General features: G+C 40.6%; 31 protein-coding genes. 5 read left to right on the top strand and 26 right to left on the bottom strand.

Features of this window, described 5'->3' with window-relative positions:
• Positions 1-140 precede the first annotated feature (140 nt).
• From infB to JJN14_RS02065, 15 genes are all read right to left on the bottom strand, one after another.
• A complete protein-coding gene (gene infB / locus JJN14_RS02135; protein ID WP_201058775.1) occupies positions 141-2,939 on the bottom strand; it encodes a translation initiation factor IF-2 in 2,799 nt (932 codons plus the stop codon).
• A 16-nt stretch (positions 2,940-2,955) separates the two neighbouring features.
• Positions 2,956-3,255, bottom strand: a complete 300-nt coding sequence (locus JJN14_RS02130; RefSeq protein WP_201058774.1) for a YlxQ-related RNA-binding protein — start codon at positions 3,253-3,255, stop codon at positions 2,956-2,958.
• Positions 3,248-3,541 (bottom strand): RNase P modulator RnpM, encoded by a 294-nt coding sequence (gene rnpM / locus JJN14_RS02125; protein ID WP_000857557.1) that lies wholly within the window; start codon positions 3,539-3,541, stop codon positions 3,248-3,250. Before rnpM ends, JJN14_RS02130 begins: the two co-directional genes overlap by 8 nt.
• A gap of 21 nt (positions 3,542-3,562) precedes the next feature.
• On the bottom strand, positions 3,563-4,699 hold the full coding sequence (gene nusA, locus JJN14_RS02120) for a transcription termination factor NusA (protein WP_000032285.1): 1,137 nt from the start codon (positions 4,697-4,699) through the stop codon (positions 3,563-3,565).
• Between the two features lie 43 nt (positions 4,700-4,742).
• Positions 4,743-5,222, bottom strand: coding sequence for a ribosome maturation factor RimP (rimP, locus tag JJN14_RS02115; protein WP_001808691.1), 480 nt, complete (start codon positions 5,220-5,222; stop codon positions 4,743-4,745).
• 126 nt (positions 5,223-5,348) lie between these two features.
• A complete protein-coding gene (trmB, locus tag JJN14_RS02110) occupies positions 5,349-5,984 on the bottom strand; it encodes a tRNA (guanosine(46)-N7)-methyltransferase TrmB (RefSeq protein ID WP_001266094.1) in 636 nt (211 codons plus the stop codon).
• Positions 5,981-6,775 carry a cell cycle regulator CcrZ gene (gene ccrZ, locus JJN14_RS02105; protein ID WP_000362999.1) on the bottom strand — a complete coding sequence of 265 codons (795 nt, stop codon included), beginning with the start codon at positions 6,773-6,775 and terminating at the stop codon, positions 5,981-5,983. The genes trmB and ccrZ overlap by 4 nt, the downstream gene beginning before the upstream one ends.
• Before the next feature lie 161 nt (positions 6,776-6,936).
• Positions 6,937-7,548, bottom strand: coding sequence for a CPBP family intramembrane glutamic endopeptidase (locus tag JJN14_RS02100; RefSeq protein ID WP_201058773.1), 612 nt, complete (start codon positions 7,546-7,548; stop codon positions 6,937-6,939).
• 30 nt (positions 7,549-7,578) lie between these two features.
• Positions 7,579-7,827, bottom strand: a complete 249-nt coding sequence (gene blpZ / locus JJN14_RS02095) for an immunity protein BlpZ (protein WP_000276515.1) — start codon at positions 7,825-7,827, stop codon at positions 7,579-7,581.
• A 45-nt stretch (positions 7,828-7,872) separates the two neighbouring features.
• Positions 7,873-8,277: an immunity protein gene (locus JJN14_RS02090; protein WP_201058772.1), complete on the bottom strand. Its 405-nt coding sequence runs from the start codon at positions 8,275-8,277 to the stop codon at positions 7,873-7,875.
• Positions 8,274-8,438, bottom strand: a complete 165-nt coding sequence (locus tag JJN14_RS02085; protein WP_201058771.1) for a hypothetical protein — start codon at positions 8,436-8,438, stop codon at positions 8,274-8,276. The genes JJN14_RS02090 and JJN14_RS02085 overlap by 4 nt, the downstream gene beginning before the upstream one ends.
• A gap of 701 nt (positions 8,439-9,139) precedes the next feature.
• Positions 9,140-9,496, bottom strand: a complete 357-nt coding sequence (locus JJN14_RS02080; protein WP_033679716.1) for a hypothetical protein — start codon at positions 9,494-9,496, stop codon at positions 9,140-9,142.
• Between the two features lie 68 nt (positions 9,497-9,564).
• A complete protein-coding gene (locus JJN14_RS02075) occupies positions 9,565-10,914 on the bottom strand; it encodes a sensor histidine kinase (protein ID WP_201058770.1) in 1,350 nt (449 codons plus the stop codon).
• A gap of 13 nt (positions 10,915-10,927) precedes the next feature.
• Entirely contained in the window at positions 10,928-11,665 is a 738-nt protein-coding gene (locus JJN14_RS02070) for a response regulator transcription factor (RefSeq protein ID WP_201058769.1), read from the bottom strand.
• 4 nt (positions 11,666-11,669) lie between these two features.
• Positions 11,670-12,008, bottom strand: coding sequence for a LytTR family DNA-binding domain-containing protein (locus JJN14_RS02065; protein WP_150922867.1), 339 nt, complete (start codon positions 12,006-12,008; stop codon positions 11,670-11,672).
• Between the two features lie 276 nt (positions 12,009-12,284).
• On the opposite strand from JJN14_RS02065, the gene JJN14_RS02060 reads away from it, so the two are divergent.
• Positions 12,285-12,614, top strand: coding sequence for a helicase BlpT (locus JJN14_RS02060; protein WP_201058768.1), 330 nt, complete (start codon positions 12,285-12,287; stop codon positions 12,612-12,614).
• A gap of 61 nt (positions 12,615-12,675) precedes the next feature.
• Here the strand turns inward: JJN14_RS02060 and JJN14_RS02055 are convergent, their stop codons facing one another.
• Positions 12,676-13,725, bottom strand: coding sequence for an ABC transporter permease (locus JJN14_RS02055; protein WP_201058767.1), 1,050 nt, complete (start codon positions 13,723-13,725; stop codon positions 12,676-12,678).
• A complete protein-coding gene (locus tag JJN14_RS02050; protein ID WP_000889954.1) occupies positions 13,722-14,453 on the bottom strand; it encodes an ABC transporter ATP-binding protein in 732 nt (243 codons plus the stop codon). The genes JJN14_RS02055 and JJN14_RS02050 overlap by 4 nt, the downstream gene beginning before the upstream one ends.
• A gap of 67 nt (positions 14,454-14,520) precedes the next feature.
• Here JJN14_RS02050 and JJN14_RS02045 point away from each other — a divergent pair, with 67 nt between their 5' ends.
• From JJN14_RS02045 to JJN14_RS02030, 4 genes are all read left to right on the top strand, one after another.
• Positions 14,521-14,931 carry an HIT family protein gene (locus JJN14_RS02045; protein WP_201058766.1) on the top strand — a complete coding sequence of 137 codons (411 nt, stop codon included), beginning with the start codon at positions 14,521-14,523 and terminating at the stop codon, positions 14,929-14,931.
• Positions 14,932-14,940: 9 nt separating this feature from the next.
• Complete coding sequence (locus tag JJN14_RS02040; protein ID WP_000777754.1) at positions 14,941-15,228, top strand: hypothetical protein; 288 nt, start codon at positions 14,941-14,943, stop codon at positions 15,226-15,228.
• Positions 15,229-15,351: 123 nt separating this feature from the next.
• A protein-coding gene (locus JJN14_RS02035; RefSeq protein ID WP_201058010.1) for an IS3 family transposase occupies positions 15,352-16,700 on the top strand; the annotation gives its coding sequence in 2 pieces (ribosomal slippage) (positions 15,352-15,802 and positions 15,802-16,700; 1,350 coding nt in all).
• 33 nt (positions 16,701-16,733) lie between these two features.
• Entirely contained in the window at positions 16,734-17,387 is a 654-nt protein-coding gene (locus JJN14_RS02030; RefSeq protein ID WP_201058765.1) for a hypothetical protein, read from the top strand.
• A 77-nt stretch (positions 17,388-17,464) separates the two neighbouring features.
• Here the strand turns inward: JJN14_RS02030 and dnaJ are convergent, their stop codons facing one another.
• The 9 genes from dnaJ to glnA form a co-directional block, all read right to left on the bottom strand.
• Positions 17,465-18,601 carry a molecular chaperone DnaJ gene (gene dnaJ, locus JJN14_RS02025; protein ID WP_001066308.1) on the bottom strand — a complete coding sequence of 379 codons (1,137 nt, stop codon included), beginning with the start codon at positions 18,599-18,601 and terminating at the stop codon, positions 17,465-17,467.
• A 264-nt stretch (positions 18,602-18,865) separates the two neighbouring features.
• Complete coding sequence (locus tag JJN14_RS02020) at positions 18,866-19,498, bottom strand: DJ-1/PfpI family protein (protein ID WP_201058764.1); 633 nt, start codon at positions 19,496-19,498, stop codon at positions 18,866-18,868.
• 215 nt (positions 19,499-19,713) lie between these two features.
• A complete protein-coding gene (gene dnaK, locus JJN14_RS02015; protein ID WP_000034667.1) occupies positions 19,714-21,537 on the bottom strand; it encodes a molecular chaperone DnaK in 1,824 nt (607 codons plus the stop codon).
• A gap of 366 nt (positions 21,538-21,903) precedes the next feature.
• The gene (grpE, locus tag JJN14_RS02010) at positions 21,904-22,428 is read right to left on the bottom strand and encodes a nucleotide exchange factor GrpE (protein WP_000046038.1); all 525 of its coding nucleotides are present in this window, start codon (positions 22,426-22,428) and stop codon (positions 21,904-21,906) included.
• A gap of 26 nt (positions 22,429-22,454) precedes the next feature.
• Entirely contained in the window at positions 22,455-23,489 is a 1,035-nt protein-coding gene (gene hrcA, locus JJN14_RS02005) for a heat-inducible transcriptional repressor HrcA (RefSeq protein WP_000255754.1), read from the bottom strand.
• A gap of 164 nt (positions 23,490-23,653) precedes the next feature.
• Entirely contained in the window at positions 23,654-24,163 is a 510-nt protein-coding gene (locus JJN14_RS02000; protein WP_020903112.1) for a DUF2812 domain-containing protein, read from the bottom strand.
• 34 nt (positions 24,164-24,197) lie between these two features.
• The gene (locus tag JJN14_RS01995) at positions 24,198-24,785 is read right to left on the bottom strand and encodes a DUF2812 domain-containing protein (protein ID WP_201058763.1); all 588 of its coding nucleotides are present in this window, start codon (positions 24,783-24,785) and stop codon (positions 24,198-24,200) included.
• Entirely contained in the window at positions 24,785-25,105 is a 321-nt protein-coding gene (locus tag JJN14_RS01990; protein ID WP_084848892.1) for a PadR family transcriptional regulator, read from the bottom strand. The genes JJN14_RS01995 and JJN14_RS01990 overlap by 1 nt, the downstream gene beginning before the upstream one ends.
• Positions 25,106-25,218: 113 nt before the next feature.
• Complete coding sequence (glnA, locus tag JJN14_RS01985; protein ID WP_001122886.1) at positions 25,219-26,565, bottom strand: type I glutamate--ammonia ligase; 1,347 nt, start codon at positions 26,563-26,565, stop codon at positions 25,219-25,221.
• Between the last annotated feature and the right edge of the window lie 9 nt (positions 26,566-26,574).

The following is a 26,574-nucleotide window of genomic DNA, read 5'->3' as shown; positions in this document are numbered from 1 at the left end:
TTCTTTCGCTGTGGTGAAAGTGATGGAACTGATTTATCAGTCCCATCACAGGGGATTTTTGAGACCCTAGGCTCAAAAATAAGCAATGAAACCATCGGTTTGCTTGCGTCCCTCACCACCTAAGAAAGGAGCAAAAAATCTTATCTCTTGATTTCTTCCATGACGTAGGCCTCAATCACATCATCAGTTTTGATATCATTGTAGCCATCAATCATCAATCCACCTTCACGACCGTTTGTAACTTCTTTGACGTCATCTTTGTAGTGTTTCAAGCTTGCGAGTTCGCCGTCATAGATAACGACACCATCACGGATAACACGAACTTTAGAGTCACGGGTAACCTTACCGTTGATAACCATGAATCCACCGATAGTTCCGACTTTAGACACCTTGAAGGTTTCACGGATAACTGCTTCACCGATAACTTTTTCTTCAAATTCTGGGTCAAGCATCCCTTTCATGGCTTCTTCCATCTCTTCGATAACCTTATAGATAATGCTGTGGAGACGGATTTCCACATCGTCAGCTTCTGCCTGTTGACGAGCTTGTGGTGTAGGGCGTACGTTGAAACCAACGATGAAAGCATTTGAAGCTTCAGCAAGAGTCACGTCAGATTCGTTGATGGCACCGACAGCCGAGTGAACAATGGTCACTTTGACACCTTCCACATCGATCTTTTGAAGTGATGCAGAAAGGGCTTCAACTGAACCTTGTACATCAGCCTTGATGATAACGTTAACAGATTTGAGTTCACCAGCTTTAAGGGTATCAAAGAGGTTTTCAAGGCTGACACGTTGGGTAGCTTGACGTTGTTTCATGAGGGCACGTTTGGCACGCTCTTCACCGGCTGCACGCGCAGATTTTTCATCTTCGTAAACGGCAAAGTGGTCACCCGCCATTGGCGCTTCGTTCAAACCTGTGATAGAAACTGGTGTTGATGGTCCAGCAACTTTAACACGACGACCAAGGTCATTGGTCATAGCACGGACACGACCGAAAGTATTTCCGACAACGATTGGGTCTTGAACATTCAAGGTACCTTGTTGCACAAGAAGGGTTGCAACCGCACCTTTTCCTTTATCCAAGCGCGCTTCGATAACTGTACCAATCGCACGAACTGTTGGGTCTGCCTTGAGTTCTTGGATTTCAGCCACAAGAAGGACTGTTTCCAACAATTCTTCGATGTTTTGGTTGAATTTAGCTGAGATTTCAACAAATTCAGAATCTCCGCCCCAAGCTGTTGACATAACTCCATGCTCTGCCAATTCACCGATAACACGTTCTGGGTTGGCACCTGGTTTATCAATTTTGTTGATGGCTACGATGATTGGAACGTTGGCCGCTTTTGAGTGGTTGATGGCTTCGATAGTCTGAGGCATAACCCCGTCATCTGCCGCTACAACCAAGATAGTAATATCGGTAACAGAAGCACCACGCGCACGCATCGATGTAAAGGCCGCGTGTCCTGGTGTATCAAGGAAGGTGATCTTCTTGCCATTTTCCACAATTTGGTAGGCACCGATATGCTGAGTGATACCACCTGCTTCACCTGTCGCAACACGAGAGTTACGAAGGGTATCTAGGAGAGTTGTTTTACCGTGGTCAACGTGTCCCATGATAGTTACAACTGGTGGACGCTCAACCAACTCATCTTCATTAAGATAACCATCTTCGACAAAGAAACGTTCGATATCGGCATTATCCACTTCAACCTTTTGTTTGGCTTCGATACCATAATCCACCATGAGGAGTTCAATTGTTTCCCCATCCAAGGATTGGTTTTGTGTGGCCATGACACCCATCATAAAGAGTTTCTTAACGATTTCAGCTGGTTCACGTTTGATACGTTTTGCGATTTCCGCAACGGTCATACCATCTGTATATTCAAATTCTGTTGGCAATTCATGGAATTTACGCTCCGTAACAGGTTTTGGAGTCTGATTACGGTTGTTCTTGTTATTGCCTTTTTTGTTCTTTTTGTTGTTATTCCAGTTACTATTCTTTTGATTTCTCACTTGATTTTGACTACTTCGATTCTTTTGTTGTTTTCTAGGACCATCTTCTTCGTGATCATAATCGTCACGTTCTTTGTCTGGTCGAGCTTGTTTTTTACGACGTGTATCCACTGGCGCTTCTTTAGCTACAGGAGTAAGTTCAACCACTGCTTGAACTTGCTGTTCTTGTTGCGCTTGTTCAGCTAACTTAGCCACTTCTTCAAAGATTTCCTCTGGCTCCTTGCGTTTGTTTGCTTGGGCCAAGGCTTCTTTGGCAGCCTGAGTCTGCTTGAAACGTTCCTCACTTGAACGTGCGTACTCTGCATTTTGCTCTGCTTTTAGGGCTGCTGCACGGGCTTTAAAGTCAATACGTGGAGCCGCTTGATGTGGACGTTTGTCCTCTTGTTGACGGCGCTCATTTCCACGATTTTGCTGACCTTGCTGTTTCTTAGCTTGGTCATTAAAGCGACGATTGTCGCGATTGCCTTGACCTTGTTTTCCACCATTACGGCCATCGTTTTTCTGACGGTTTCCGTTTTGTTGGTCACGGTTATTGCCCTTATTTTGCTTGCGTCGTTCTGCCTGTTCTTTGGCACGAGCTTCACGCTCAGCCTTAAAATTACGGCTTTGCGGTTTAGCTGCTACTTTTTCTGCCTTCGGAGCAACTTGCTCTGGCGCTTTTGCCTCTTCCTTAGCTACAGCTGGTTTAGCTGACTCAGATTTTTCGGCTTTCTTTTCTGCACTTGCTTTTGGTGCTGCAGGTTTTGCTTCGGCTTTCGGAGCAGCTGCAGGCTTAAAGCTGGCAGCGATTTTTGCAGCGACAGCTTCTTCCACACTTGATGAGTGGCTTTTCACATCCAAGCCCAACTCTTTTGCACGCGCTACAACTTCTTTACTTTCTTTTCCAAGTTCTTTTGCGATTTCGTACAATCTTTTCTTAGACAAATCATGTCCTCCTCTTCTATTCCATAAGAGACCTCATTTTCTTTGTAAATCCAGCATCTGTTACAGCCAAAACCTTTCTTGATTTTCCGACTGCTATGCTTAATTCCAGTGTTGAAAACACGGTTACAATTTCTACTTGATAATAATGACTTTTATCTTGAATCTTCTTTGTCAGATTGGGTCCAGCATCATGGGCTAGAAAAACCATCTTGGCCTTGCCAGCTTGAATGGCCTTAACCACCAATTCCTCACCCGATATAATCCGTCCTGCTCTCTGAGCAAGTCCCAAGAGATTGCTTATCTTTTGCTTATTCAAGTCCTAACTCTCTTCTTTTCACTTTGTGATCCACATAAGCGATCAACTCATCATAAAAGCTTTCTTCCACTTCCATGTCAAAGCTACGGTTAAAGACCTTCTTCTTTTTTGCCTCTAGGGCTTCAGCATTGTCTAGCTTGATATAAGCGCCGCGGCCGTTGGCCTTGCCTGTCGGATCGATAAAGACTTGTCCTTCCTTGTTCTTGACAATGCGGAGCAAATCACGCTTATCAATCACTTCATTGGACACAACAGACTTGCGCAAAGGGATTTTTCTCGTTTTCATCTTTCCCTCCTCTAGCAGCTTTTATTCTTCTACAGTATCGTTTTCTGCTTCCAAATCTACCGAACCAGCTTCTTCCATAGCTTCAAATTCGCTAGCAGACTTGATATCGATACGGTAACCAGTCAAGTGAGCTGCCAAGCGAACGTTTTGTCCACGACGACCGATTGCAAGAGAAAGCTTGTTATCAGGAACAACCACCAAGGCACGTTTGCTGTCGTTTTCATCAAAGATAACTTGGTCAACCTCAGCAGGAGCAATGGCATTGTAGATAAATTCAGCTGGATCTGCTACCCACTCGATAACGTCGATATTTTCTTCGATTGGTACCATACGGTCGCTCTTAGCATCATAGCGAGCTGGGTGGAATTTGCTAGTGATTTTCTTGATGTTAGCTCCACCACGTCCAACGATTGTACCGATAGCGTCCACGTTTGGATTATGGCTACGAACAGCAACCTTCGTACGGTCACCTGCTTCACGAGCCACGCTCATGATTTCAACAGTTCCATCATAAACTTCAGGAATTTCTTGCTCCATCAAACGTTTGATCATTTCTGGATGGCTACGGCTAACAAAGACGTTGACACCACGAGGGTTATCTTCAACCTTGTAAACATAAACTTCGATACGATCATGAGAAGCAAAAACTTCCCCAGGGATTTGGTCTTGTTTTGACAATTGGGCTTCAATGCTGCCAAGGTTGACATAGATAAAGCGGTTGTCAAAGCGTTCTACTGTACCAGACATGATTTCTTGCTCATGTTCTTTGTAAGTATTGTAAGTAATGGCACGTGTTTGCTTGCGCATTTTTTCCATGATGGTTTGTTTGGCAGATTGAGCTGCTACACGACCAAACTCAGCAGGTGCTTCTTCAAACTTGATTTTGTCACCAAGTTCATAGGCTGAATTAATGGCAAGAGCGTCTTTCAAGCTGATTTCCAAACGGCTATCAAATACTTCATCAACAACTTCACGGACAGTATAAACTGTAAAATCACCTGTTTTTTCGTTGAAGTCAATAGCTACGCTGTCTGATTGACCATAGCGTCTGCGATAAGCGGAACGAAGCGACTCTACGACTGCGTCGATGATGTCTTCTTTTTTGATTCCCTTGTCTTCTTCCAAAATGCGGAAGGCCTCTAGCATTTCTTTACTCATGTTTTCTTCACTTTTGAATCCTCAAAAGCTATCCTTTCTTTTTCTATAATTTAACTGCTAAACGTGCTTTTGATACTAAACTGTATGGAATTTGGACAGTTTTCTTACGTGTCTTGTCCATATATTCCATAGTCAACTCGTCCTCTTCAAAGGCCAACAAGGTTCCTTCAAAGACCTTTTGCTTATCGATGGCTTGGTAGAGCCCGACATGGATGTATTTCCCAACCGCTCCAGCAACGGCATCCTTGGTTTTTAAAGGACGTTCCAAGCCTGGACTGGTAATTTCTAGGAAATATTGTTCTGGGAAGGGATCTGGCTTGATAGTGTCTAGGACAGGACTAATAATTTCTGTCAAGTCTGCCGTGTCGTTCAAGGTAATTCCTTCAGGTTTATCTACAAAAATACTGAGAATCATGTCACTGCCAATCTTTCCATACTCGATATCCACGAGTTCGAAAGGAGCTTCTATGACAGGTTCTACAACTTCTCTGACTAATTCTACGATTGTTGCGATTGCGTCCACCTCCTCATAAGCAAGAGGCGAAGATATTTCCCCGCCTCTCTTTCTCATATTCTTACTCTTAGTATAGCACGTTTGCCAACTTATGTAAAGCAAAAGCACTTATATAGCCTGATTTTAGGCTATTTCTTAAAATTCTGCCTCAACTCGGTAGATAACTTGCCCCTTGTTGGAGAATTTTTGCTCATATTCAGTCATGACATTGCCTTCAAAATCACTGGCATGTAAATCAAGCCAGACACCATTGAGCTTCATGCCATACTGAGAAAAGCTCACTAGGCTGTACTCAAATAAGCCACGGTTATCCGTCTTGAAATGAATTTCTCCATTTTCAGGCAAGATACGCTTAAAGGTATCCAAGAAGGTTTTGTAGGTCAAACGACGCTTTTCATGGCGTTTTTTAGGCCATGGATCTGAAAAGTTCAGATACAAGCGATCAATCTCACCGTCTTCAAAATAGTCAGTCAAGTCAGAACCATCTACCCACAAAAGCTTGATATTAGGTACTCCAACTTCAAGCACCTTGTCCAAAGCGTAGCTCAAAACAGACTTTTGAATATCAATCCCGATATAGTTGATGTCAGGGTTTTGCTTGGCCATACCCGAAACAAAGGCACCCTTTCCACTTCCAACTTCCACATGAATGGGATTGTCGTTACCAAACAAGTCCCGCCATTTCCCCTTGGCTTCCAAGGGATTGAGGACCACATACTGAGGATTTGCCTCTAGTAATTCTGTCGCCCCTTTACGATTTCTAACTCTCATCTTCTCTTTCCATACTTGTCTCGGAAGTGACGCAAGCCATGAATCTCCCGATTGACATTTTCTAAATCTTGGTTCATATAATACTTGGAAATCTGGCTCAAATAAGACAATTGACCGTACCAATACAATTTATTTAATACTGTTTGATTGTACTTGTAACCGTAGTAGGTCAACCATTCCTTCCACTGATGTTCTGGAATATAATGGCAGAGCATATGGGCCACATCAAACATGCGATCGGTCAAGCGAACCGAATCCCAATCTACCAAATAAATCAAGCCACTGTCTGTCTCAATCCAATTACTATGTCGTACATCTCCATGGACAATGGTCGCATGGTCCTCTCTAAATCCTGGAATAGTCTGACGTAAATCAGCCATCACTTCACTGATAAAATGATTTTTACGCAAAGCATCTGGAGCCGTTTCCTGCCAAGACTGTAGTAAATCTACAGGTGTTTCCATGGCATAGCCCAAACGACTCAACTGCGTCATCAACGGACGTGAGCGATGAAGGCGGGTTAAAATATTGACGATTTGCTTACGATTCATATCATAGGGGGTCAATATTTTGCCTGTCAACCATTCTTGAGCACACATATCACGCCCATCTGCCAAACGGCGACTCCATAATAATTGTGGAGCAATTTGTTCTCTAGCTAGACCAGGTAGGATTGGAGAGGTGTTCATTTTTACAAAGATACGCTTCCCATCGGGATAGCTACCCATATAAGCCTTGCCACTTTTCCCAGGTATGGGAGTCAGTGTTAGCTCATTATCACCCAAATCCATTTCTTTCCTCCGTATAAAGTTTCCTTACTATTCTACTAGTTTTTGGCCTATTCGTCAACCGCTCCACGCCCGATTCTCAAAGAAAAGCATCTGGATTGGCTTGGGTATCATTATAGAAAGAAAAAGGCAAGCACCGTCTTCTGCTTACCTTTTCATGATTTTTATAAATAATATAAGAGTGGCCAACTGTTGTAAAACATGTGGACTAGAGTAGAAACCCATAAGTTTTGGCTCTTTTTATAAGCAAAGCCCAGCAACAAGCCCCCAAGTAGATAAAAAATAAACGAAGGGACATTAGAAGGTCCATGCATGAAAGAAAAGAGAGAGGAAGTTAGCACAAGCCCTAACCAAGAATTGTCAAAAACGGCACCTTGAAGAAGTCCTCTGAAAATGAGTTCCTCCTGGATGGGACCAAAAACTGAGGAAGTCAAAATCAAAGACAGAGAAATTCCTCTACTGACTTCCGCCAAGTGTTGAACTCCTGCGCCAGAAGAAACAGCGAAGAAATGAATATAAACTAGCGTCTCAAGAACGCTTAGAAAAAAGATTGCAATGAAAAGCAAAAGTTCTTTCTTGCTTAACATCCCAAAAGAAATCATTTCAAACTTTCTAGCATAAGCAACACTCAGCGAGGTTACTAGAAGACTTACAATAATCAATTCAGATTCATTTTGAAAAAAATCCCCATGGTTAATCGTATAAGGAACTGTAATGACGATTAGTAGTACTAAAAATCCAAAACAAAAGGCATGAAATTTATCAAAAAACTTCATAAAATTATCCTCCTCAACAAACAAACTTCCCTACAAGTCATCCTTTAACTCTAGTCTTTCCAAAACAAACCATTTTAGCAACCAAAATCCGACCACATAGCCAGCCCCTAAGAAGATAGCCATTAAAGATAACATGGGATTTAGGAAATAAAAGACCACCACAGATACAAAGGTTAGCACAAAAACATTAAAAGCAATGGTGTCAGAAGCCAAGACCAGAATATAAGGTGTCAACCAGTCTAAGGTTTTTGAATCTAGGAAAAATAAGTGTTTATACATGATGACCTCCTCTTATCAGACTATAGACTAGCCGCAAGTTCTTCCCTACTTTTTATAATACTTCAAGCCCCAAATGAGTAGAAGCATAATAATCAAGCAGAGAATAGCGCCAATATAGGCAATTAGTTGTTGGTAAGATTCTCCTGCTGTGACACCTCTATACAAACAAATAATAGACATAAAACCTGTCAAGCCGATGAACATGAGTTGATTGGTTCTAGGACTAACCAAATCATCATCTTCAAACTTTCTTATCCTCATTTCCCTAGTGAGGTAAACAGTGACCAAAATAGAAGCCAAGTTAATAACCACTAAAAGAAATTGGAAAATTAAAGAAAAATTTAAAAACTGACGAGATAGAAATAGATAAGTAGAGATAAGTAAGGGCAACTGCCCTAGGAACAATCTCGCAAGGAAGATGGTCTGTTTTTTAGCAAGAAAAGTTTTCATTTCTTTGCTCCTTTCTTTTTCATTAAAGCAAAATAAATCATAACTGCAATCACATAGGCTATGGTATAAAATAGCTGATACCAAGCACTCTCCCTAAGCGGATATAGAAAGATGGACATGATCAGATACAAGATAAAAATGACAAGTATTTTTTTCTTCATAAGATTTCCTCCTAAACGTGTGCTTTATCTTAGTTGAGCTAGAACCTTTACACTGCTAGTATAGCACTCATTTTATCCTTGGATCACTCAAATCATAAATGGTCATCAAAACATCTTGAATTGTAAAAAATTTAAAAAGCAAGCATGAAAAACATACTTGCCCTTTACACCGTATTGATACCAACTTAATTTGTAGATTTTTTATCCTGCTATCACATATCATTTTAACAGGCGAAACAATATTAAAGAAACTCCGCTGTAGATTAAACTAGCGATAAAAATCTCTTTATCTAATTAGATCTATCTTTATTCTTCTTTGGAGATTTTAAAATTTTTTCCCTAATTAAAGAAGTAATAAAAGAAACAAACATGCCAACAACAAAAACAATAAGAAAACTTTTGAAATCCATAATTACCTCCAAGTACAGTTCCTCTATTTACAGGCTCAAGCTTTTAAGCAACCGTAATATCCAATTGTAACATTGTTTTTGCATTCACGAGGAATACCTCTTTTTATTTTCGTCCTATTGCAACCTTAATAAGGTTAGTATACTACTATTTTTTAAAATTTTCCATCCAAATCATAAATGGTCATCAAAACATCTTGAATTGTAAAAAATTTAAAAAAGCAAGCATGAAAAACATACTTGCCCTGGGGGAACTTGACAATGTGAAAATACAAAATAGAAAACTACTCACCCTCACTTCCGTATGTTCTCATATATTCTCATAATCGCAACAAGGATAGCAGCTGTCCCACTTGCCAAAGCGATAAGGGTAATGATAATGTTGAGGATTTCAGGCGTACTCCCTATTCTATTGATAAGACGGAGTAGGGATATAACTGTCAACTGAATCAGGAGTATTGATTCTACTCTTACCATTGAAGTAAGTCTGTTTTCAACTGCATATAAAAAGGCTGGTAGCATAACACAGGCTATAGCAATCACAAACAGGTTGCTCCCTGTTTCTTCTCCCTTGTTCACCACGGAAATCATGAGAAGATTCGATGCTATAATCAACGTAGAACAGATGATAAAAAAGGATTTCTTATTCATATAGGATACCTCATATACTATGGCATTTTAATTGATGACTACAGGTAGTACTTCTTTCAACAGATCTTCTAATCATCAACCGACATCGAGTGAACCGTTAAAACCTGACGAAAGACTTGATTTTGACAGGTGGTATTTAGACTGGTATTAGGATGGCTTTCCACAATTTTCATGACGGTATAGAGACCAACTCCTCTTTCCTCCCCTTTGGAACTTGCTCCAAAGGAGAAGATTTCAGAAATGTCTATACCCTCTTCTTTGATGGAATTTTCAATGATAAATGTCTCCTGTGCTCCATTTTTTAAAAAGGCGATTGAAACATGAGGTTGACAGGCTTCTACACTAGCTTCAATAGCATTGTCACAAAGAATAGACACAATGGTTAGAAAATCAAGCAGGCTCATCCCCTCAACCTGAATCTCCTCAGGAACTTCGACATTAAAGACAATCTTCTTATCTCTGGCTTTTAGAAATTTTCCCGCGAGGAGACTTTTGAGGGCACGGTCCCGAATATTCACCAATCGGCCTAGGTCATATTTGTTGTCCTGCAATTTTTCACTAGAATCCTTTAAGACGGAGTCGTAGACCTCTTTTATCTGCTCCATGTCCTCCTCTTCAATGCCCAGACGTAAGCTGGTTAAGAGGTTAATGTAGTCATGGCGAAAGCTCCGGACTTCCTTGTAAAGTTCCTCTATATGCCGACTATAGCGTTCCATATCTCTGTAGCGCAAGGCCTGCTCTTGGTCCAATCTCTCATGGAGTTTGTCCTTCAAATAGGTATCCAATTTCTTGATAATCCCCATAAAAAATAGGAGGTAGAACACTAGGATGAGATGGCGAACAGTCGTTGATTGAATACCTTGCTCATATTCAAAGTAAGACAGACTTTGTATCACCAAATAGTAAGCCCCCATTATCCAGTTAATCTTAGTCAGGGACTTTTGAAAACCTTTATCGAGAATCTCCCTTCTCAAACTAGTAAAATCATAGTCCAACCATTTCAAAAAGGCTAGAGAAATGAAGAAATTGAAAATTATTATACATAACCCAGTAAATGAGTAGTCATCATATACTTGCCCTTGTTCCAAAAATGGAAGTACAAAATAAGAAACACCTCTATCAAAGAGATTCATCAATATCATTGGAAAGAGACCATAAAAGAAAAGCAGTTTTTTAGGAAGTCCTCTTAACAATAAGAAAGACAAACCGATGCCATACAAGGGTTCCATAAAATAAGATAGGTAAATATTTCCTACTATATAGCTAATCATTACAAAAACAAAGGCCAACAGTATCTTAAAAAGAAAGGCCTTAAAAATCCTCTCGAAAGTAAGATCAATTCCATCTACCTTAAAGAAGATGACAATTTCTAGTCCATTAGTAACAAGTGTATACAACAATATCCAAGCAATGTTCATAAATTCTCCTAGCTCAGTGTAAGTTAGTGATAGCCTCAGACACTTCCCTGACCTTATAACGCGCGATGAGACAGCTTCCACCATTAGGAAAGAAAAGGAGTTTTTCTTTCTTATCCAAACGAACTACATTAGTTGGATTGACTAGAAAAGAGCGATGACACTGCAAGAAACGAGGCTCCTGCTTGAGAACCTCCTCTAAACTCGCCGTAAATTCCAGCCTGTCCGTCTTGGTATAGAGAATAACACGATGGGGTCTTGGGGACGTTTCGATATAGTAAACCTCTTTAAAGGGATACTGGAATTGAGCAAATTTTGATTTAAAGTAAAAGCAATCTTCCGCCAGACTTTTACTGTCTTGACTATTGGCATAGAGAAGGGCTGTCTCGATCCGAGATTCAAACTCCTCTGCCGAAAGGGCCTTATCAATGTAGTCCAAAGCAGACACTTGGTAGCGAAAGGACAAGGGCATAAACTCCGAGTGAGTCGTCACAAAGACAATCAGAGCATAGGGGTCCCGTTCCCGAATCTTTCTAGCCACCTCTAGCCCCTTCATCTCTTCGTTTCGAATCTCAATATCCAAAAAGAAAAGCTGATGCGCCCCCTTCTCATGCACCTCTGCCAGCAGTTGATCTGGCTTGCCAAAGACCTCAAAAGAGCTGGGAGTGATATGATGTTCTTTCAAAAGTTTCTCAATGGTCGTTTCAATTCTAGCTTGTTGGGAAAAATCATCTTCTAAAACAAATATTCTCATCTTCTTACTCTCCTTCTTTCAACCATTTTTGACGAATTTCTCTATAGCGACGTCTGGCATACTTGACAGCGTATTGACCTTCTTCTCCGAGAAAAAGGATTCTTTCTTGAAAATCAATCGATTTTAATTTATCAAGATTGACCAAACAATTTCGATGACACCTCATCAAGTTTTCCCCATATTGGTTCTCAAGATTACTTAAATTTTGAACCATATTAAAACTAGCCTCTTCTGTAACAATCTGTACGGTATGGGCTTTAGTTGGATGTGTTTGGATATAGTAGATATCGTCAACGTTTACTTTATAGACTGTTTTCTGTGTCTGAATAATCATATGTTTCATTGGATTCTCCTCCTAAGAAAAGAATAACAGAAAAGGTCTAACACAAGCACATACAATCCTAAACAGTCTTTGAAAACTCCTAAAAGGACTATTTTTCTATAACATCATGATGAGCTTACAACTATTTTATCATAAAATCTTAACAGTACCATTCAGGAAATTTCAAGTACAATTAAAGATTTGAGGCTGAAAAAAACTCTAAAAATGGTAGACTAACAGTATCAAAACACAGTTGCTAGAAACAAGACTGGCACCCAGATTAAAGGAGGAATTCTCATGACAGATACAGACCCTATCAAAAGAGCTCAGACTTTGATTACTGACTTAAACAAAGCCTATCAAGCATGCAAACAGGCAACCGCTGACGACGTCCGCTTTCAGGAGCAATTAAACTCTATTCTTGGCTTTCTAGCCAAGGCTGAAACAGTGGATAATCGAGTCTTGATTGAACTGGAAAGATTTTACCAGACTTCCAGTCTTCTCATGGGACTCAGCGCTCTTGATCCAGATGCTCCAACTCGCGCCGCTTGGCGGGCCTATGACCGCTTCCACTTTGACCAAGTCAAGACCAAGTTGAGTCTCTACGGACCAACCATTATCTTGTAGAAAATAAAAGAAGCTGAGACAAACTGAACTCAACTTCTTTTTTAGTGTCATATAGGCAATGTTAGTCCTGCATCTGACGTTTGACCTGATAAGGCAAATACAAGACTAGTAAAACCAAACCAGCTCCCAGTAAGGCTAGAAGGGCTCGTTTTTCTTGGAAGGTAATCAACCCAACAACTAATTCCACTACTAAGACCAAACTGGTCAATCCTCGGACTACCGCCTGCAAGCCTTTTTCCTTTTGCCCCTTATCCAGTGGAAAGAGTTGGGTCAAGTACTGGTAATCAAAGGCATGATAGAGGGCCAGCAACTGGAAGAGCAAGAGGTAGTTAAAAAGAACTACCACTGCTGTCGCAATCCAAGCTTGCTCGATAAAAACCTGCGCCAGTATGGACAGCAAGAGAAGACGGAGACTGAGCGCAAAGAGATCTCCATTTCGCAGATAAGAACGCAGATAGAGATTTTGCCAAATCTTCCCAGGCACCTTCTGAACAGCCTTTAGGATAAAGTCCAGATAGGCACGACGCTTGACGCTGTTTGAAATTCCCTTGACCTGCGTAAAGAGGGCAAAGAAACGAAGCAAGACTTGCTTGCGCTTGCTTTCTTGAGAAATAACATAGTCCCAGTCCAGTCCAGTTTCCGTGAAAAATTTGCTGGCCTTTTGACGAAAGAGGAAATATTTTCCTACCCCCAATAAAAGCACATAGACCAGAAAAAGTGGCAAACCATAACCCATTGCCAAAAATAAAGGCGCAAATAACAGCAAGAAGAGGGTCTGAACAAAGAGCCAAAAGACTAGGGAAATGCCAGTTTGACGCTTGAGATGGAGTTTGATTTCCTCTTCTCCGACTAAGAGAAAGAGCTTGTCTGGAGCCTCCATATAGGTGGCAATTCCTCCCCAAAGCAAAAGTAAAACAGATGTAATTCCTACAAATAAAAGGATAGGCCAATGATTTTCAGGAAAATCCTGCAAGAGTTGACTGTACTGGTAGGCTAGAAAGCCCAGCAGGACAAGCAGGAACAAGACAAAGTGGTCATTGAGAACATAGCGCAGATAACCAAGACACTCCTTACGAAAAGCCTGCTTTCTCTTTAAAAACAAGTCTTTCATAGCTCCTCCTCTTTGGTCAGAGCCAAGTAAATATCATTTAAACTAGCCTCAGGCATATCAAAGGCTTCGCGCAGTTGCAGGAGATTACCCTTGGCACGCACCTCACCCTTATGGAGAATGACAAAGGCATCACACATCTTCTCCGCTGAATCCAGCACGTGGGTACTCATGAGAATGGACTTGCCCTTTTGCTTTTCCACTTCCAAAAGCTGAATCAAGTCTGCAATAGCCAGCGGATCAAGACCAAGGAAAGGCTCATCCACGATAAAAAGACTCGGATCCACCACAAAAGCACAGATAATCATGACCTTCTGCTTCATCCCTTTTGAAAAATGAACAGGGAACCAGTCTAATTTCTGGTCCAGACGGAACATTTTCAACAAAGGTTCTACTCGATCAAAAGCCACTTTCTGCTCAATACCATAAGCCATGGCAACCGTTTCGATATGCTCTCTGAGGGTCAATTCCTCATACAAGCTAGGTGTCTCAGGAATGTAACCAATTTGCTTGCGGTAACTTGTCGCATCTTCTTGCAGGGTCAGGCCATTGATATTGATGGAGCCACTATAAGGTGTCAACAGACCGATAATCTCATTGATAGTCGTCGATTTACCAGCACCATTGAGACCAATCAAACCGACCAACTGCCCACTTTCAACAGTAAAGGACACATCTTTCAAGACAGGGACATGGACATAGCCACCTGTCAGGTTTTTAATTTCTAACATATTTTCTCCAAATCTGGTATAATGTAGCTATATTATATCAAAATTCAATACAGTAGAGGTAGATTTTATGTCAGATTGCATTTTTTGTAAAATCATTGCAGGGGAAATTCCTGCTTCAAAAGTATACGAAGATGAGCAGGTTCTTGCCTTTCTTGATATCTCTCAAGTGACACCAGGACATACCTTGATCGTACCCAAAGAACACTATCGTAATCTTTTGGAAATGAACGCTACTAGCGCCAGCCAACTCTTTGCCCAAGTGCCAAAAGTAGCTCAAAAAGTCATGAAAGCTACCAAGGCTGCTGGTATGAATATCATTGCTAACTGTGAAGAAGTCGCAGGGCAAACCGTCTTTCATACCCACGTTCACCTCGTGCCTCGCTACAGTGCGGACGATGACCTCAAGATTGATTTTATCGCCCACGAACCAGACTTTGACAAACTCGCTCAAGTCGCTGAAACTATCAAAAACGCCTAAGGAGTTGCCATGAAATTATCCAACCTACTGCTATTTGCAGGAGCTGCAGCCGGAAGTTATCTGGTCACAAAAAATCGCCAAACCATCACAGATGAAGTCTTGAATACCACTGACCGCGTTCAAGCTATCAAGGATGATGTAGATATTATCCAAAACAGCCTACAAATCATTGACCAGCAAAAAGAACTCATCAAGGAATACCAAGAAGACCTGACTTACAAGTTTAAGGTCTTGGAAAAAGATATCCAGACTAGACTAGCTGTGATAAAAGAAACACAGGAAATCGAAGATAAGTAAAAAGAGCCATGAACTTTCCTTAAATCTATTTTAGGTTGTCAGGGTCAAACAAAAAAGAGGAATGAAAATGTACTGCACCCCAAAAGTTAGACAGTAAAAATCTAACTTTTGGGGTGTTTTATTATGAAATTGAGTTATGATGATAAAGTTCAGATCTATGAACTTAGAAAACAAGGATATAGCTTAGAGAAGCTTTCAAATAAATTTGGGATAAACAATTCTAATCTTAGGTACATGATTAAATTGATTGATCGTTACGGAATAGAGTTCGTCAAAAAAGGAAAGAATTGTTACTATTCTCCTGAACTAAAACAAGAGATCATTGATAAAGTTCTTCTTGAGGGGCATTCACAAATTAGGGCGTCTCTGGATTATGCTCTTCTAAGTAGTGGATTACTTTCGAATTGGCTGGCACAATATAAGAAAAACGGGTATACTATTGTTGAGAAAACAAGAGGGAGACCACCTAAAATGGGACGTAAGCCAAAGAAGAGATTTGAAGATATGACAGAATTAGAACGTCTTCAAGCAGAAAATGAGTACTTGAGAGCGGAGAATGCCATTCTAAAAAAGTTGAGAGAACTCCGATTGAGGGACGAAAAGGAGCAAGAAGAAAAACGGAAATTGTTCAAGGACTGGTAACAGAGTTTTCTTTAGATATCCTTCTAAAGATTATTAAGCTTGCCCGTTCAACTTATTATTACCACTTAAAACAGCTGGATCAAAGCGATAAAGATTATGATATTAAAGCTGAAATTCAGTCAATTTATACTGAGCATAAAGGAAATTACGGCTATCGTCGCATGACTCTAGAATTACGAAATCGTGGCTTCGTAGTGAACCATAAGAAGGTGCAGCGTCTGATGAAAGTACTTGGTTTAACGGCTCGAATTCGCCGTAAAAGGAAGTATTCTTCATACCAAGGAGAGGTTGGCAAGAAAGCAGATAATCTTATTCAACGTCAATTTGAAGCAACCAAACCAATGGAAAAGTGTTATACGGATGTGACAGAATTTGCCATTCCAGCAAGCAGCCAAAAGCTTTATTTATCACCAGTTTTAGATGGCTTTAACAGCGAAATTATCTCCTACAATCTTTCTACTTCGCCGAACTTAGTACAAATGAAAGCTATGCTAGAACAAGCCTTTACAGAGAACCATTACGAGAATACAATTCTCCATAGTGACCAAGGATGGCAATACCAACACGATTTCTATCATCATTTTTTAAAGAATAAGGGAATCCAACCATCTATGTCACGTAAGGGAAATAGCCCAGATAACGGTATGATGGAATCTTTCTTTGGCATTCTTAAGTCTGAAATGTTTTATGGTTATGAGAATACGTTTCAGTCACTTGAACACTTGGAACAAGCTATTGTAGACTATATTGATTACTACAACAACAAACGAATTAAGGTAAAACTAAAAGGACTTAGCCCTGTACAATATAGAACTAAATCCTTTGCTTAAATTAATTGTCTAACTTTTTGGGGTCAGTACAAAATGAAACAGTTTTTTAAAATTCTGGCACAGATCATCCTAATCCCTTGTGGTTGCCTTAGCCTTCTTGCGGTCCTAGCATTTCTAGTACTGTTTTTTGCCTTCAGAGCCTCACCGAGTGACATCCGAAAAGGGAACGAAGACTTAAAACAAATCTTTACCTCCCTTGACATGCCTCCTAAGAAAGTAAATTCAAATGGAAGGTATCAATTCGAGGGTGGGGGCTTGAATTTTTATGTTACTTTCTCAGATGAGGTCATCAATAGTCACCCTGTCCTAAAAGAAAGTCCAAAACTCACCAAAAACCGACTCGAAGTCTATGTCCTACAGACTGGAGAGATTTCATACTATAAAGTAGGGGATAACTTATTCAATCATGGTTTATTGCAATTTTTAGAGAAGGAAAGTAGGAATTATTTACAAGAAATCGGAAAGAAACCAAATCCTGATTACTCAGTTCTATATTGGAAAGATCAGGAAAGTCTAAAAAAAGGAATCGTATTCTATGAAAAGGCCTTGACTTTAGTGGATATTCAGGATAATTCGGCAATCAATCATATTGATACCATTACTATTAAGCCTGGTAAGGAAGCGGAAATCAAGCAACTCATCCAAGATATGGATGCAGCTGGCTTACTCAAGCAAAAGTATAAATAATAGGCTAACTGGAAAATGATTTTTCGACGCTAAATTTTCAAAGATAACACAAAAAGAGCCCAACGGCTCTTTTTGCTTTATTCTCCTTCAAAGGCATCTTTAATATGATCAAAGAAACCTTTTTTCTTTGGATTGACTTTTAAATCACCTGCAGCTGCGAATTCTTTCAAGGCTGCTTTTTGGCGGTCGTTCAAGCCTGTCGGAGTCACGACATTAACGGTAACGTATTGGTCACCAACTGCACCACCACGAAGACTCGGAGCTCCCTTGCCACGTAGACGGAATTTCTTACCAGTCTGAGTTCCCTCTGGGATAACCAATTCAACATCGCCGTGAACAGTTGGGATATCCACTGTGTCACCAAGAGCCGCTTGGACAAAGTTGAGGTTGAGATTATAGAAGATAGTCGTTCCTTCACGTTCAAACTTGTCGCTGGCTTCCACAGAAACCACTACATACAAGTCACCATAAGGTCCACCGTTAAATCCAGCCTCACCTTGACCAGCTAGGCGAATTTGTTGACCAGTTTCCACACCAGCAGGAATTTTGACATGTACGCTATGCGCTTGTTTTTCATGCCCTGTTCCGTGACATGTTGTACATGGATCTTTGATTTCTTTTCCGCGACCGTGACAGACATCACAGGTTACTTGACGACGCATCATACCAAGAGGAGTTTGTGTATCGACGTTAATGACACCAGCGCCATGACAGCGTCCACAAGTGACTGGACTTGTTCCTGGCTTAGCACCAGAACCATTACATGTACTACAGCTTGCTTCACGATTGTATTTAACCTCTTTTTCAGCTCCAAAAATAGCTTCTTCAAAGGTCAAATTCACACGGTATTGGAGGTCATCCCCCTGACGAGGAGCATTTGGATTGCGTGAAGCACCGCCTCCTCCGAAGAAACTTGAGAAGATATCTTCAAAACCACCGAAGCCTCCTGCCCCATCGAAACCGCCGAAACCACCAGCTCCACCAAAACCACCGTTGGCTCCAGCAGCACCGTATTGGTCATAGGCAGCACGTTTTTGGTCGTCACTCAAAGTCTCATAAGCTTCCTGAACTTCCTTGTACTTTTCCTCAGCACCAGGCTCCTTGTTGATATCTGGGTGATATTTTTTCGAAAGCTTACGATAAGCCTTTTTGATCTCGTCTGCCGAAGCGTTTTTTGACACCCCCAGACGATCATAAAATTCAGTATTGTTCATACAAGATACTAAGAGCGAACAGAAAGCGACTGAAATTTAGGAAACCGACAAGAAATCCTGATTTCTTAGGAGGTTTATCTAATTTCCGAGCTTTCCGCTCGAGTTCAATTACGAACACCCTTATTCCTTTCTATTGATATTGTGAATCAAACCTCGATTTAGGTCGGGTTCAATTCCTTTCTTTTATATTGAATAAGAAATTTGGGAACCCGTGTTCAATTCCCTGAACACCTTTGTTCCTTTCTATAATTTTCATGCAAATCTTTAGAGGCTGTTTTCTATACTCTGCTTCACTTGATCAAACTCTTCATCTGATAGAGTAAATATCAAATCCTCTTCAGCATACTCGTTCTGTTCTTTAAAATAGTTGTCCGTATTTTCTTCCAAACCTAGACTAAAAATCACTTTTCTTGCAAACTCTAGATGTGCAAAGCCAATAGCAGTAATGATATTTTTATCTTTCAGGACAGCTTTTGCTTTGAAATTTTCCCGAGGAAGAAATTCAAAATAGTCAAAGAAGTTTTGCCAAATTCCACCTGTAAATTTCGTGTCGTTTAATAAACCTGCTTTCGCCAATAAAAGGGGCGCTGAAGAAATGGCTGCAATTAAGATATCCTGCTTACCAAGTCCCTTCAAAAAAGAATTTAATTTTTCATCCTGTAGAGCAGGACCTATATTTACCATTCCTGGCAAAATCACACAAGAATAATCTTCTATACGGATCTGATCCAATGTTTTCGTCGGTTGACAGGGCAAACCATCCTCAGAGACCACCATCGAATTCTCAGAAGCTACATAATCAATCGTGATATCAAAAGACAGAGCTAAAGTACTCGTTAAAGCGCTTATCTCATAAAGAGAAAAATTAGGATAAATGACACAAAGTACTTTTTTCATACGTAACATCCTCTATTTTATCGAAAAACAGAGGCTGGGTTGCAACCTCTGGATTTCTTCTTATCATTACGACGTTCGAGTTTTAAAAATCAAACTAGTAATACTAAATTGAGCACGCCCTAACCTCTTGGTGAAAAAGATAAATCTTTCTAGAAACTAAAGTTTCTGCGTCAGATTTCCTATTTTCACTGTGAGGTTTTAACGGGCTTTGCATCTTACTTTTCAGTAAACTCTCCGTCTACGACGTCATCGCCTGCGTTTCCTGTTGCTTGTGCACCTTCTGCTCCTGCTTGAGCTTGTTGCGCTGCTGCAGCTTGTTCGTAGAGTTTAACCGCAAGTCCTTGAGCTTTTTCGTTCAACGCTTCAAGTTTCGCTTTCATTTCGTCCAAGTTGTTGTCTTCTTGAGCTTTCTTAAGGTCATCAAGGGCAGCTTGGGCAGCGTCACGTTCTGCATCGAAGCCTTTGCCTTCAGTTTCCTTGATAGTCTTTTCAGTTGCGAAGATAGCTTGGTCTACTTCGTTACGAAGGTCAACCTCTTCTTTACGTTTCTTATCTGCTTCAGCGTTTGCTTCTGCATCTTTCATCATGCGGTCAATTTCTTCATCAGTCAAACCTGAGTTTGATTGGATCACAATTGTTTGTTCTTTTTGAGTTCCAAGGTCTTTAGCTTTAACAGACACGATACCGTTCTTGTCGATGTCAAATGTTACTTCGATTTGAGGAATTCCACGAGGTGCAGCTGGGATATCTGTCAATTGGAAACGTCCAAGAGTCTTGTTATCTGCTGCCATTGGGCGTTCACCTTGAAGAACGTGGATATCAACGGCTGGTTGGTTGTCTGCTGCAGTTGAGAAGACTTGTGATTTAGATGTTGGAATTGTTGTGTTACGGTCGATGAGTTTTGTGAAGACACCACCCATTGTTTCGATACCAAGTGACAATGGTGTTACGTCAAGAAGGACAACGTCTTTGACATCACCAGTAATCACACCACCTTGGATGGCAGCACCCATAGCAACTACTTCGTCAGGGTTTACTGATTTGTTTGGTTCTTTACCAGTTTCAGCCTTAACAGCTTCTACAACGGCTGGGATACGAGTTGACCCACCAACAAGGATAACTTCATCGATTTCTGACAAGCTCAAACCTGCATCTGAAAGGGCTTGACGAACTGGAACTTTTGTACGTTCTACAAGGTCACGAGTCAAATCGTCAAATTTAGCACGAGTCAAAGTCATTTCCAAGTGAAGAGGTCCAGCCTCACCTGCAGTGATAAATGGCAAGCTGATTTGAGTTGAAGTTACACCAGAAAGGTCTTTCTTCGCTTTTTCAGCTGCATCTTTCAAACGTTGCATTGCCATCTTGTCAGTAGATAAGTCAATACCGTTTTCTTTCTTGAATTCTGCTACCAAGTGGTCGATGATTTTTTGGTCAAAGTCGTCACCACCAAGTTTGTTGTCCCCTGCAGTTGACAATACGTCGAAGACACCGTCACCCAATTCAAGGATAGATACGTCGAATGTACCACCACCAAGGTCAAATACCAAGATTTTTTCTTCTTTGTCAGTCTTGTCCAAACCGTAAGCAAGGGCTGCTGCTGTTGGTTCGTTAACGATACGTTCTACTTCAAGACCAGCGATTTTACCAGCGTCTTTTGTTGCTTGACGTTGAGCATCGTTGAAGTAAGCTGGAACTGTGATAACTGCTTTCGTTACTTTTTCACCAAGGTAGTCTTCAGCATAACCTTTCAAGTATTGAAGAATCATAGCTGAGATTTCTTGTGGAGTGTATTCTTTTCCGTTAGCAGAAACTTTTTCAGAAGTTCCCATTTTAGATTTGATAGAGATGACTGTATCTGGATTTGTAACTGCTTGACGTTTTGCAGCGTCACCAACGATGATTTCGCCGTTTTTGAATGAGACTACAGATGGAGTTGTGCGGTTTCCTTCTGGGTTTGCGATGATTTTTGATTCAGTTCCTTCAAGAACTGCAACTGCTGAGTTTGTTGTACCTAAGTCAATACCGATAATTTTAGACATGTGTTTTTCTCCTTAAATTTTATATTCTTTCTTTTTGATACTCTTCTTAGGTGGCGGCGCCGTCAGAGCTTGACTCGTCAATCTCTTTGACTAAACTTTGAGCCTAAGGTCTCAAAGTTTACGCAAATAACGCCACGGCGAAGAGTATCATCTTTGGTTCGCTTCGCTCACTATTGCAAAGCTGAACTACTTTTTATCTTTCTTTCATAGTTTATTGTCGTTTCGGACAGGTTTTCAATGTATATATATTACGACACGAGGAGTCGAAATCGATATTATTTCGACGACGAGTTAGTAAGGAGGCTAGGCAAACGCCATAGCGATTGCCGTTTTCTGACGAGTTGCTTTAGCTACCGTCAGAATTGCCTAGTTGTACACCACTACCATTGCTGGGCGTAGGATGCGGTCATGGAGTTTATACCCTTTTTGGAAGACTTGGGCTATGGTATCTGCTGGGTGTTCATCGTCTGCTGGGAGAGTTTGGATGGCCATATGGTAGTTATGGTCAAATTCACCGTCAGCTGCGATTTCTTCGATTCCTTCTTCTTTCAAAGCGTGAATCAAGCTTTCTTGCACCATTTCCAAGCCCTTCTTCACATCATCTGTCAAACCTTCAACTGCGAGTGCACGCTCTAGGTTGTCCAAAGAAGGGAGAATCGCTTTTGCCAAGTCCTGGCTACGATAACGTTGCAAGTTTTGACGCTCTTCATTGGCACGGCGTTGGATATTTTGCATTTCCGCATGAGCTCGAAGGTATTTATTTTCGAACTCATCCGCACGTTCATTTGCCAAGTCCAACTCAGACTTCTCAGGAGTTGTTTCTTCTACCGTTTCCACAACTTCCTCTTCTTGAACTTCTTCTACTTCTTCATTTTTTATATCTTGGGCCATTTTCGCCTCCTTTAATGATTTCAATCTTAATGTACTTCGTAATGATTACTGCTGAGGTAGCGGTAAAAATCTGTCAACTTCATGGTCAAAACACGGTTGACCACATTGACTTGGTTGATTAGCTGCTGGTAATCCAGATTGACTGGACCGATAATGGCTAGAATTCCAACTCCCCGATAAGGAATGAGGAACTTGCTACTAATCACCGCTAGGTCAGCTAGACAGGACTCTTGACTGTCTGCAACACGGACATTTTGCATCTGGTCTTCATGCAGCCCCTCACGAATCTCCAGAGCCACCTTTTGCGGTTGGTCAAAGAACTGATAAGCTGCCAGATTGGCAAAATTCAAGAGATTAACCTTGCCCGCCACCACAATGTTTTCGTTGAACATTTCCTTAAAGATATGTTCAAAGAGATCGATGACATTGTCCGTTGTTGTAAAGTAACGCTGGATAATCTGCGGAATCTCCGTCCGAATCTTGTAGTGAATATCTAGAACGGTGTGGCCGAGGAAACGTTCCTGAATGATTGCCTTCAGCTTCAGCAAATCCTCCTGCAAGAAGTTCCTTGGAATCAGAAACTGACTAGTAACCGTTCGCGACTCGTCTAGGGTGAATACTGCCAAGGCTGTATGTTGCCCCAAAACAACGATATCAAAGGCTGTCAAACGTTGCCTGCTCGGCTCAACATCCAGTGCTACTACCGTACAGCCACTCAGGTCTGTTAGCAGATTAGCAGCCTCTTGCAGAATATCCTCCAATTTGAAGAATTCCTGATCAAAGGCTTTGACAATCTCATAAACCTCATTTTCAGCCAATCGGTCAAAATCCAGTGAGTGTTTCACATAGTACTGAAAACCAGCAACACTTGGCATCCGACCACTTGAAGTATGGGCCTTCTCAAGCAAACCTTGCTTTTCTAAAGCCGCCATATCATTACGAATGGTTGCACTGCTAGAGTTAATAGACTCTTGCAAGGCTTTGGATCCGACAGGTTCGTGCGTTTTGGTAAAGATGTCAATAATCAGATTCAGAATATCCTGCTGACGCTCTGTAACCATCTCATCACTCCTCTCTGTCTGATCAATTAGCACTCGATACACCCAAGTGCTAACTTATGATTCTATTATACACCCTTAAAAGAGAATGTCAAGACAAAAACTCAAAAAATTAGCACTCTTTTGCCAAGAGTGCTAAAAATCAGTCTAAAGACCTAGAAACTTTACTATCCACCTACTTGATATTTCCTTTTTAATCTGAAATAACCATAGATTAGATAAGAAATCAGTAAAGCATACAAAACAAAAATAATGAAGAAAGATATAGAAAGATCTTCTCTAAACAAACTCATGCAAACAACAAGACCACCTAAGAAAGTAGTTGCACATAAACGAAGTCTATATTGTATAACTGCCCATCTGAGCCCCTTACTCATATAGACTTGATCCTCTGGAAGTAAATCAGAAGACGATTTACGAAGAATTGAACAAAAACCTGTTTCTATCAATTCCCAACCTCTATCTCTAAAATCTTGCAGTTCATGCTTATACTTTTTAAGAAATCTAGAATCATAGATACGGTAGATGACATCTTCCGGTTGACATTGGTCAAAATAGAAAAAACCAAAACAATTCCTACCATATTTCCAACCTTTCAAATGCATCTCATGTAAATATTCTTCTTCCTTGTCCAAATTAAGAATAGTGAAAATTCGAAATTCTACTCTGCTAACCATTGTATTACCCCAAAATTAGAAAACATGCCTGGTGTTATTTATTAGATAATTCTTTCCACTTTTGACTCAATCTCCACAAAACATAAGAAATCTGAATCGCATTAATTATCAATAAAACAAAATCTATTAAGACAATCAAAAACATGTCCCAACTGAAAGAACTATCTCCACTGACAAACTTTGAGAAAACCGGTAGTAGAGCCGAAAAGATAAGCAAAAAGATAAGCAAAATAGGAATCATCCGAATTATTAAAATCCGTTTAACCATAGCTAACTTCCCAGCAGCGTCATTATAGATTTCAAATTCTGCATTCGATTCAATTTCAGAATGTGCTTTTCTAAAATAGGAAAAACTATTAAAGTCTGTAATATGCTCCCAGTCACAGTCTTTAAATAGTTGTAAATAAGAGGCTCTCTCTGATTTTTCCATTGGGTAAAAATCCAACTGATAAGATACTTGCTCAGGCTGACATTTTTCAAAGGTATACTTAACTGCAAACAATAAGATAGAATAGCTTACTTTCCTAAGTTTCCAGCCCTCAGCATGCATTTCTCTAAAGTATAGAGCCTCCCTCTCATAATCCGCAATTGTAAAAATTCGATAAACAATTTTCTTTTCCATCATCCTTCCTCCCGACTATTTCTGTAGAGGCGTTCAATACGCTTCAATTCAATCTCCAAAACTTTGCGTCCCAAGTCTGTTATCTGATAGATTTTCCGTTTTTCCTCTTCGCGGACAAAGGAAATCAAACCATCCTTTTCCATTTTTGACAAGGTTCCATACATGGTTCCAGGACTAATCAAGACTTGTGAATCTGTCATCTCCTTGACCTTTTGCGTAATACTATAACCATGACGTTCCTTTTGCAGACAGAACAATATATAAAAACCCGTTTCCGTCATCGGAAGATAAACTCGACGAATCTTATCCGTTAATTCCATTTATAACCACCTCCTATTCAGTTCGATATATCGCACTTCGTTATAAAAAATATATCACACCTCGATATAAAACGCAAGAAAAAAGATCGCCCTCAGGCAATCTTTCTTCTATATTAGTAAAGATCTAAATAGTTATCAATTTCCCATTGTGAAACGAAGGTTGCATAACTTGCCCATTCGATTCGTTTGGCTTCAAGGAAACTAGTATAGATATGTTCTCCGAGAGCCGCTCTGACAACCTCATCTTCTGTCAAAGCTTTCAAAGCGTTGTGAAGGGTTGATGGAAGGTCTGTAATACCAGCTTCCTTGCGCTCTTCTGCTGTCATGATGTAGATATTTTCTTCGATAGGAGCTGGTGCTTCGATTTTATTTTCAATACCATGCAAACCAACTTCCAAAAGAACTGCCATAGCGATATATGGGTTTGCCATTGGGTCCACTGAACGCAACTCAAGACGAGTTCCCATACCACGTGAAGCAGGCACGCGCACAAGTGGCGAACGGTTACGACCAGCCCAAGCAATGTAAACAGGGGCTTCATAACCTGGGACCAAACGTTTGTATGAGTTAACCGTTGGATTCATGATAGCAGTATAGTTGTAGGCATGCTTAATCAAACCACCGAGGAAATGGTAGGCAGTTTCTGACAACTGCATTCCTTTTGGATCATTTGGATCAAAGAAGGCATTGTTTCCTTCTGCATCAAACAAGGACATATTACAGTGCATACCTGATCCAGCAATACCAAATTTTGGTTTGGCCATAAAGGTTGCGTAAAGACCATGTTTGCGAGCAATTGTTTTAACAACAAGTTTAAAGATTTGAATCTTATCACAAGCACGGAGAACTTCATCGTACTTGAAGTCAATCTCATGCTGTCCAACCGCAACCTCGTGGTGACTCGCTTCTACTTCAAATCCCATTTTGGTCAAGACATTCACAATCTCACGACGTGTATTGTCCGCAAGGTCAGTAGGCGCCAAATCAAAGTAGCCACCTTTGTCATTCACTTCAAGTGTTGGGTCTCCATTTTCATCAAGTTTAAATAGGAAGAATTCTGGTTCTGGTCCAAGGTTGAAGGACTTGAATCCCACTTCTTCCATGTGACGAAGAGCACGTTTCAAATTGCCACGAGGGTCTCCTGCAAATGGTTCACCTTCTGTTGTATAGACATCACAGATCAAACCTGCAACACTTCCATTTTCATCTCCCCAAGGGAAGACTGTCCATGTATCCAAGTCTGGGTACAAGTACATATCCGACTCATTGATACGTACAAAACCTTCGATAGAAGATCCATCAAACATAGCCTTGTTTGACAAGACTTTATCTAACTGTTCATCTGTAGCAGGAATTTCGACGTTTTTCATGGTTCCCAAAATATCCGAGAACATGAGACGGATAAAGGTAACATTTTTTTCCTTGACTTCACGACGAATATCTGCAGCTGTGATTGGCATGAGTTTTCT

The sequence above is a fragment of the Streptococcus mitis genome (assembly GCF_016658865.1).
Lineage (GTDB): Bacteria > Bacillota > Bacilli > Lactobacillales > Streptococcaceae > Streptococcus > Streptococcus mitis_BT.
The sequence above is the reverse complement of the archived record's forward strand: the minus strand, read 5'-3'. Positions and strand labels throughout refer to the sequence as shown.

Bases quoted from the DNA above. Each gene is read 5' to 3' on its own strand.
- JJN14_RS02020 (WP_201058764.1), bottom strand. From the start codon at position 19,498: ATGAAAAAAGTACTTTGTGTCATTTATCCTAATTTTTCTCTTTATGAG.
- grpE (WP_000046038.1), bottom strand. From the start codon at position 22,428: ATGGCCCAAGATATAAAAAATGAAGAAGTAGAAGAAGTTCAAGAAGAG.
- rnpM (WP_000857557.1), bottom strand. From the start codon at position 3,541: ATGAAAACGAGAAAAATCCCTTTGCGCAAGTCTGTTGTGTCCAATGAA.
- JJN14_RS02060 (WP_201058768.1), top strand. From the start codon at position 12,285: ATGACAGATACAGACCCTATCAAAAGAGCTCAGACTTTGATTACTGAC.
- dnaK (WP_000034667.1), bottom strand. From the start codon at position 21,537: ATGTCTAAAATTATCGGTATTGACTTAGGTACAACAAACTCAGCAGTT.
- JJN14_RS01990 (WP_084848892.1), bottom strand. From the start codon at position 25,105: ATGGAATTAACGGATAAGATTCGTCGAGTTTATCTTCCGATGACGGAA.
- JJN14_RS02100 (WP_201058773.1), bottom strand. From the start codon at position 7,548: ATGAAGTTTTTTGATAAATTTCATGCCTTTTGTTTTGGATTTTTAGTA.
- JJN14_RS02070 (WP_201058769.1), bottom strand. From the start codon at position 11,665: ATGAGAATATTTGTTTTAGAAGATGATTTTTCCCAACAAGCTAGAATT.
- blpZ (WP_000276515.1), bottom strand. From the start codon at position 7,827: ATGTATAAACACTTATTTTTCCTAGATTCAAAAACCTTAGACTGGTTG.
- JJN14_RS02055 (WP_201058767.1), bottom strand. From the start codon at position 13,725: ATGAAAGACTTGTTTTTAAAGAGAAAGCAGGCTTTTCGTAAGGAGTGT.
- glnA (WP_001122886.1), bottom strand. From the start codon at position 26,565: ATGCCAATCACAGCTGCAGATATTCGTCGTGAAGTCAAGGAAAAAAAT.
- JJN14_RS02040 (WP_000777754.1), top strand. From the start codon at position 14,941: ATGAAATTATCCAACCTACTGCTATTTGCAGGAGCTGCAGCCGGAAGT.
- JJN14_RS02080 (WP_033679716.1), bottom strand. From the start codon at position 9,496: ATGAATAAGAAATCCTTTTTTATCATCTGTTCTACGTTGATTATAGCA.
- JJN14_RS02030 (WP_201058765.1), top strand. From the start codon at position 16,734: ATGAAACAGTTTTTTAAAATTCTGGCACAGATCATCCTAATCCCTTGT.
- dnaJ (WP_001066308.1), bottom strand. From the start codon at position 18,601: ATGAACAATACTGAATTTTATGATCGTCTGGGGGTGTCAAAAAACGCT.
- JJN14_RS02090 (WP_201058772.1), bottom strand. From the start codon at position 8,277: ATGAAAACTTTTCTTGCTAAAAAACAGACCATCTTCCTTGCGAGATTG.
- hrcA (WP_000255754.1), bottom strand. From the start codon at position 23,489: ATGGTTACAGAGCGTCAGCAGGATATTCTGAATCTGATTATTGACATC.
- JJN14_RS02045 (WP_201058766.1), top strand. From the start codon at position 14,521: ATGTCAGATTGCATTTTTTGTAAAATCATTGCAGGGGAAATTCCTGCT.
- JJN14_RS02000 (WP_020903112.1), bottom strand. From the start codon at position 24,163: ATGGTTAGCAGAGTAGAATTTCGAATTTTCACTATTCTTAATTTGGAC.
- JJN14_RS02085 (WP_201058771.1), bottom strand. From the start codon at position 8,438: ATGAAGAAAAAAATACTTGTCATTTTTATCTTGTATCTGATCATGTCC.
- JJN14_RS01995 (WP_201058763.1), bottom strand. From the start codon at position 24,785: ATGGAAAAGAAAATTGTTTATCGAATTTTTACAATTGCGGATTATGAG.
- JJN14_RS02050 (WP_000889954.1), bottom strand. From the start codon at position 14,453: ATGTTAGAAATTAAAAACCTGACAGGTGGCTATGTCCATGTCCCTGTC.
- JJN14_RS02075 (WP_201058770.1), bottom strand. From the start codon at position 10,914: ATGAACATTGCTTGGATATTGTTGTATACACTTGTTACTAATGGACTA.
- nusA (WP_000032285.1), bottom strand. From the start codon at position 4,699: ATGAGTAAAGAAATGCTAGAGGCCTTCCGCATTTTGGAAGAAGACAAG.
- ccrZ (WP_000362999.1), bottom strand. From the start codon at position 6,775: ATGGATTTGGGTGATAATGAGCTAACACTGACTCCCATACCTGGGAAA.
- JJN14_RS02065 (WP_150922867.1), bottom strand. From the start codon at position 12,008: ATGAAACATATGATTATTCAGACACAGAAAACAGTCTATAAAGTAAAC.
- trmB (WP_001266094.1), bottom strand. From the start codon at position 5,984: ATGAGAGTTAGAAATCGTAAAGGGGCGACAGAATTACTAGAGGCAAAT.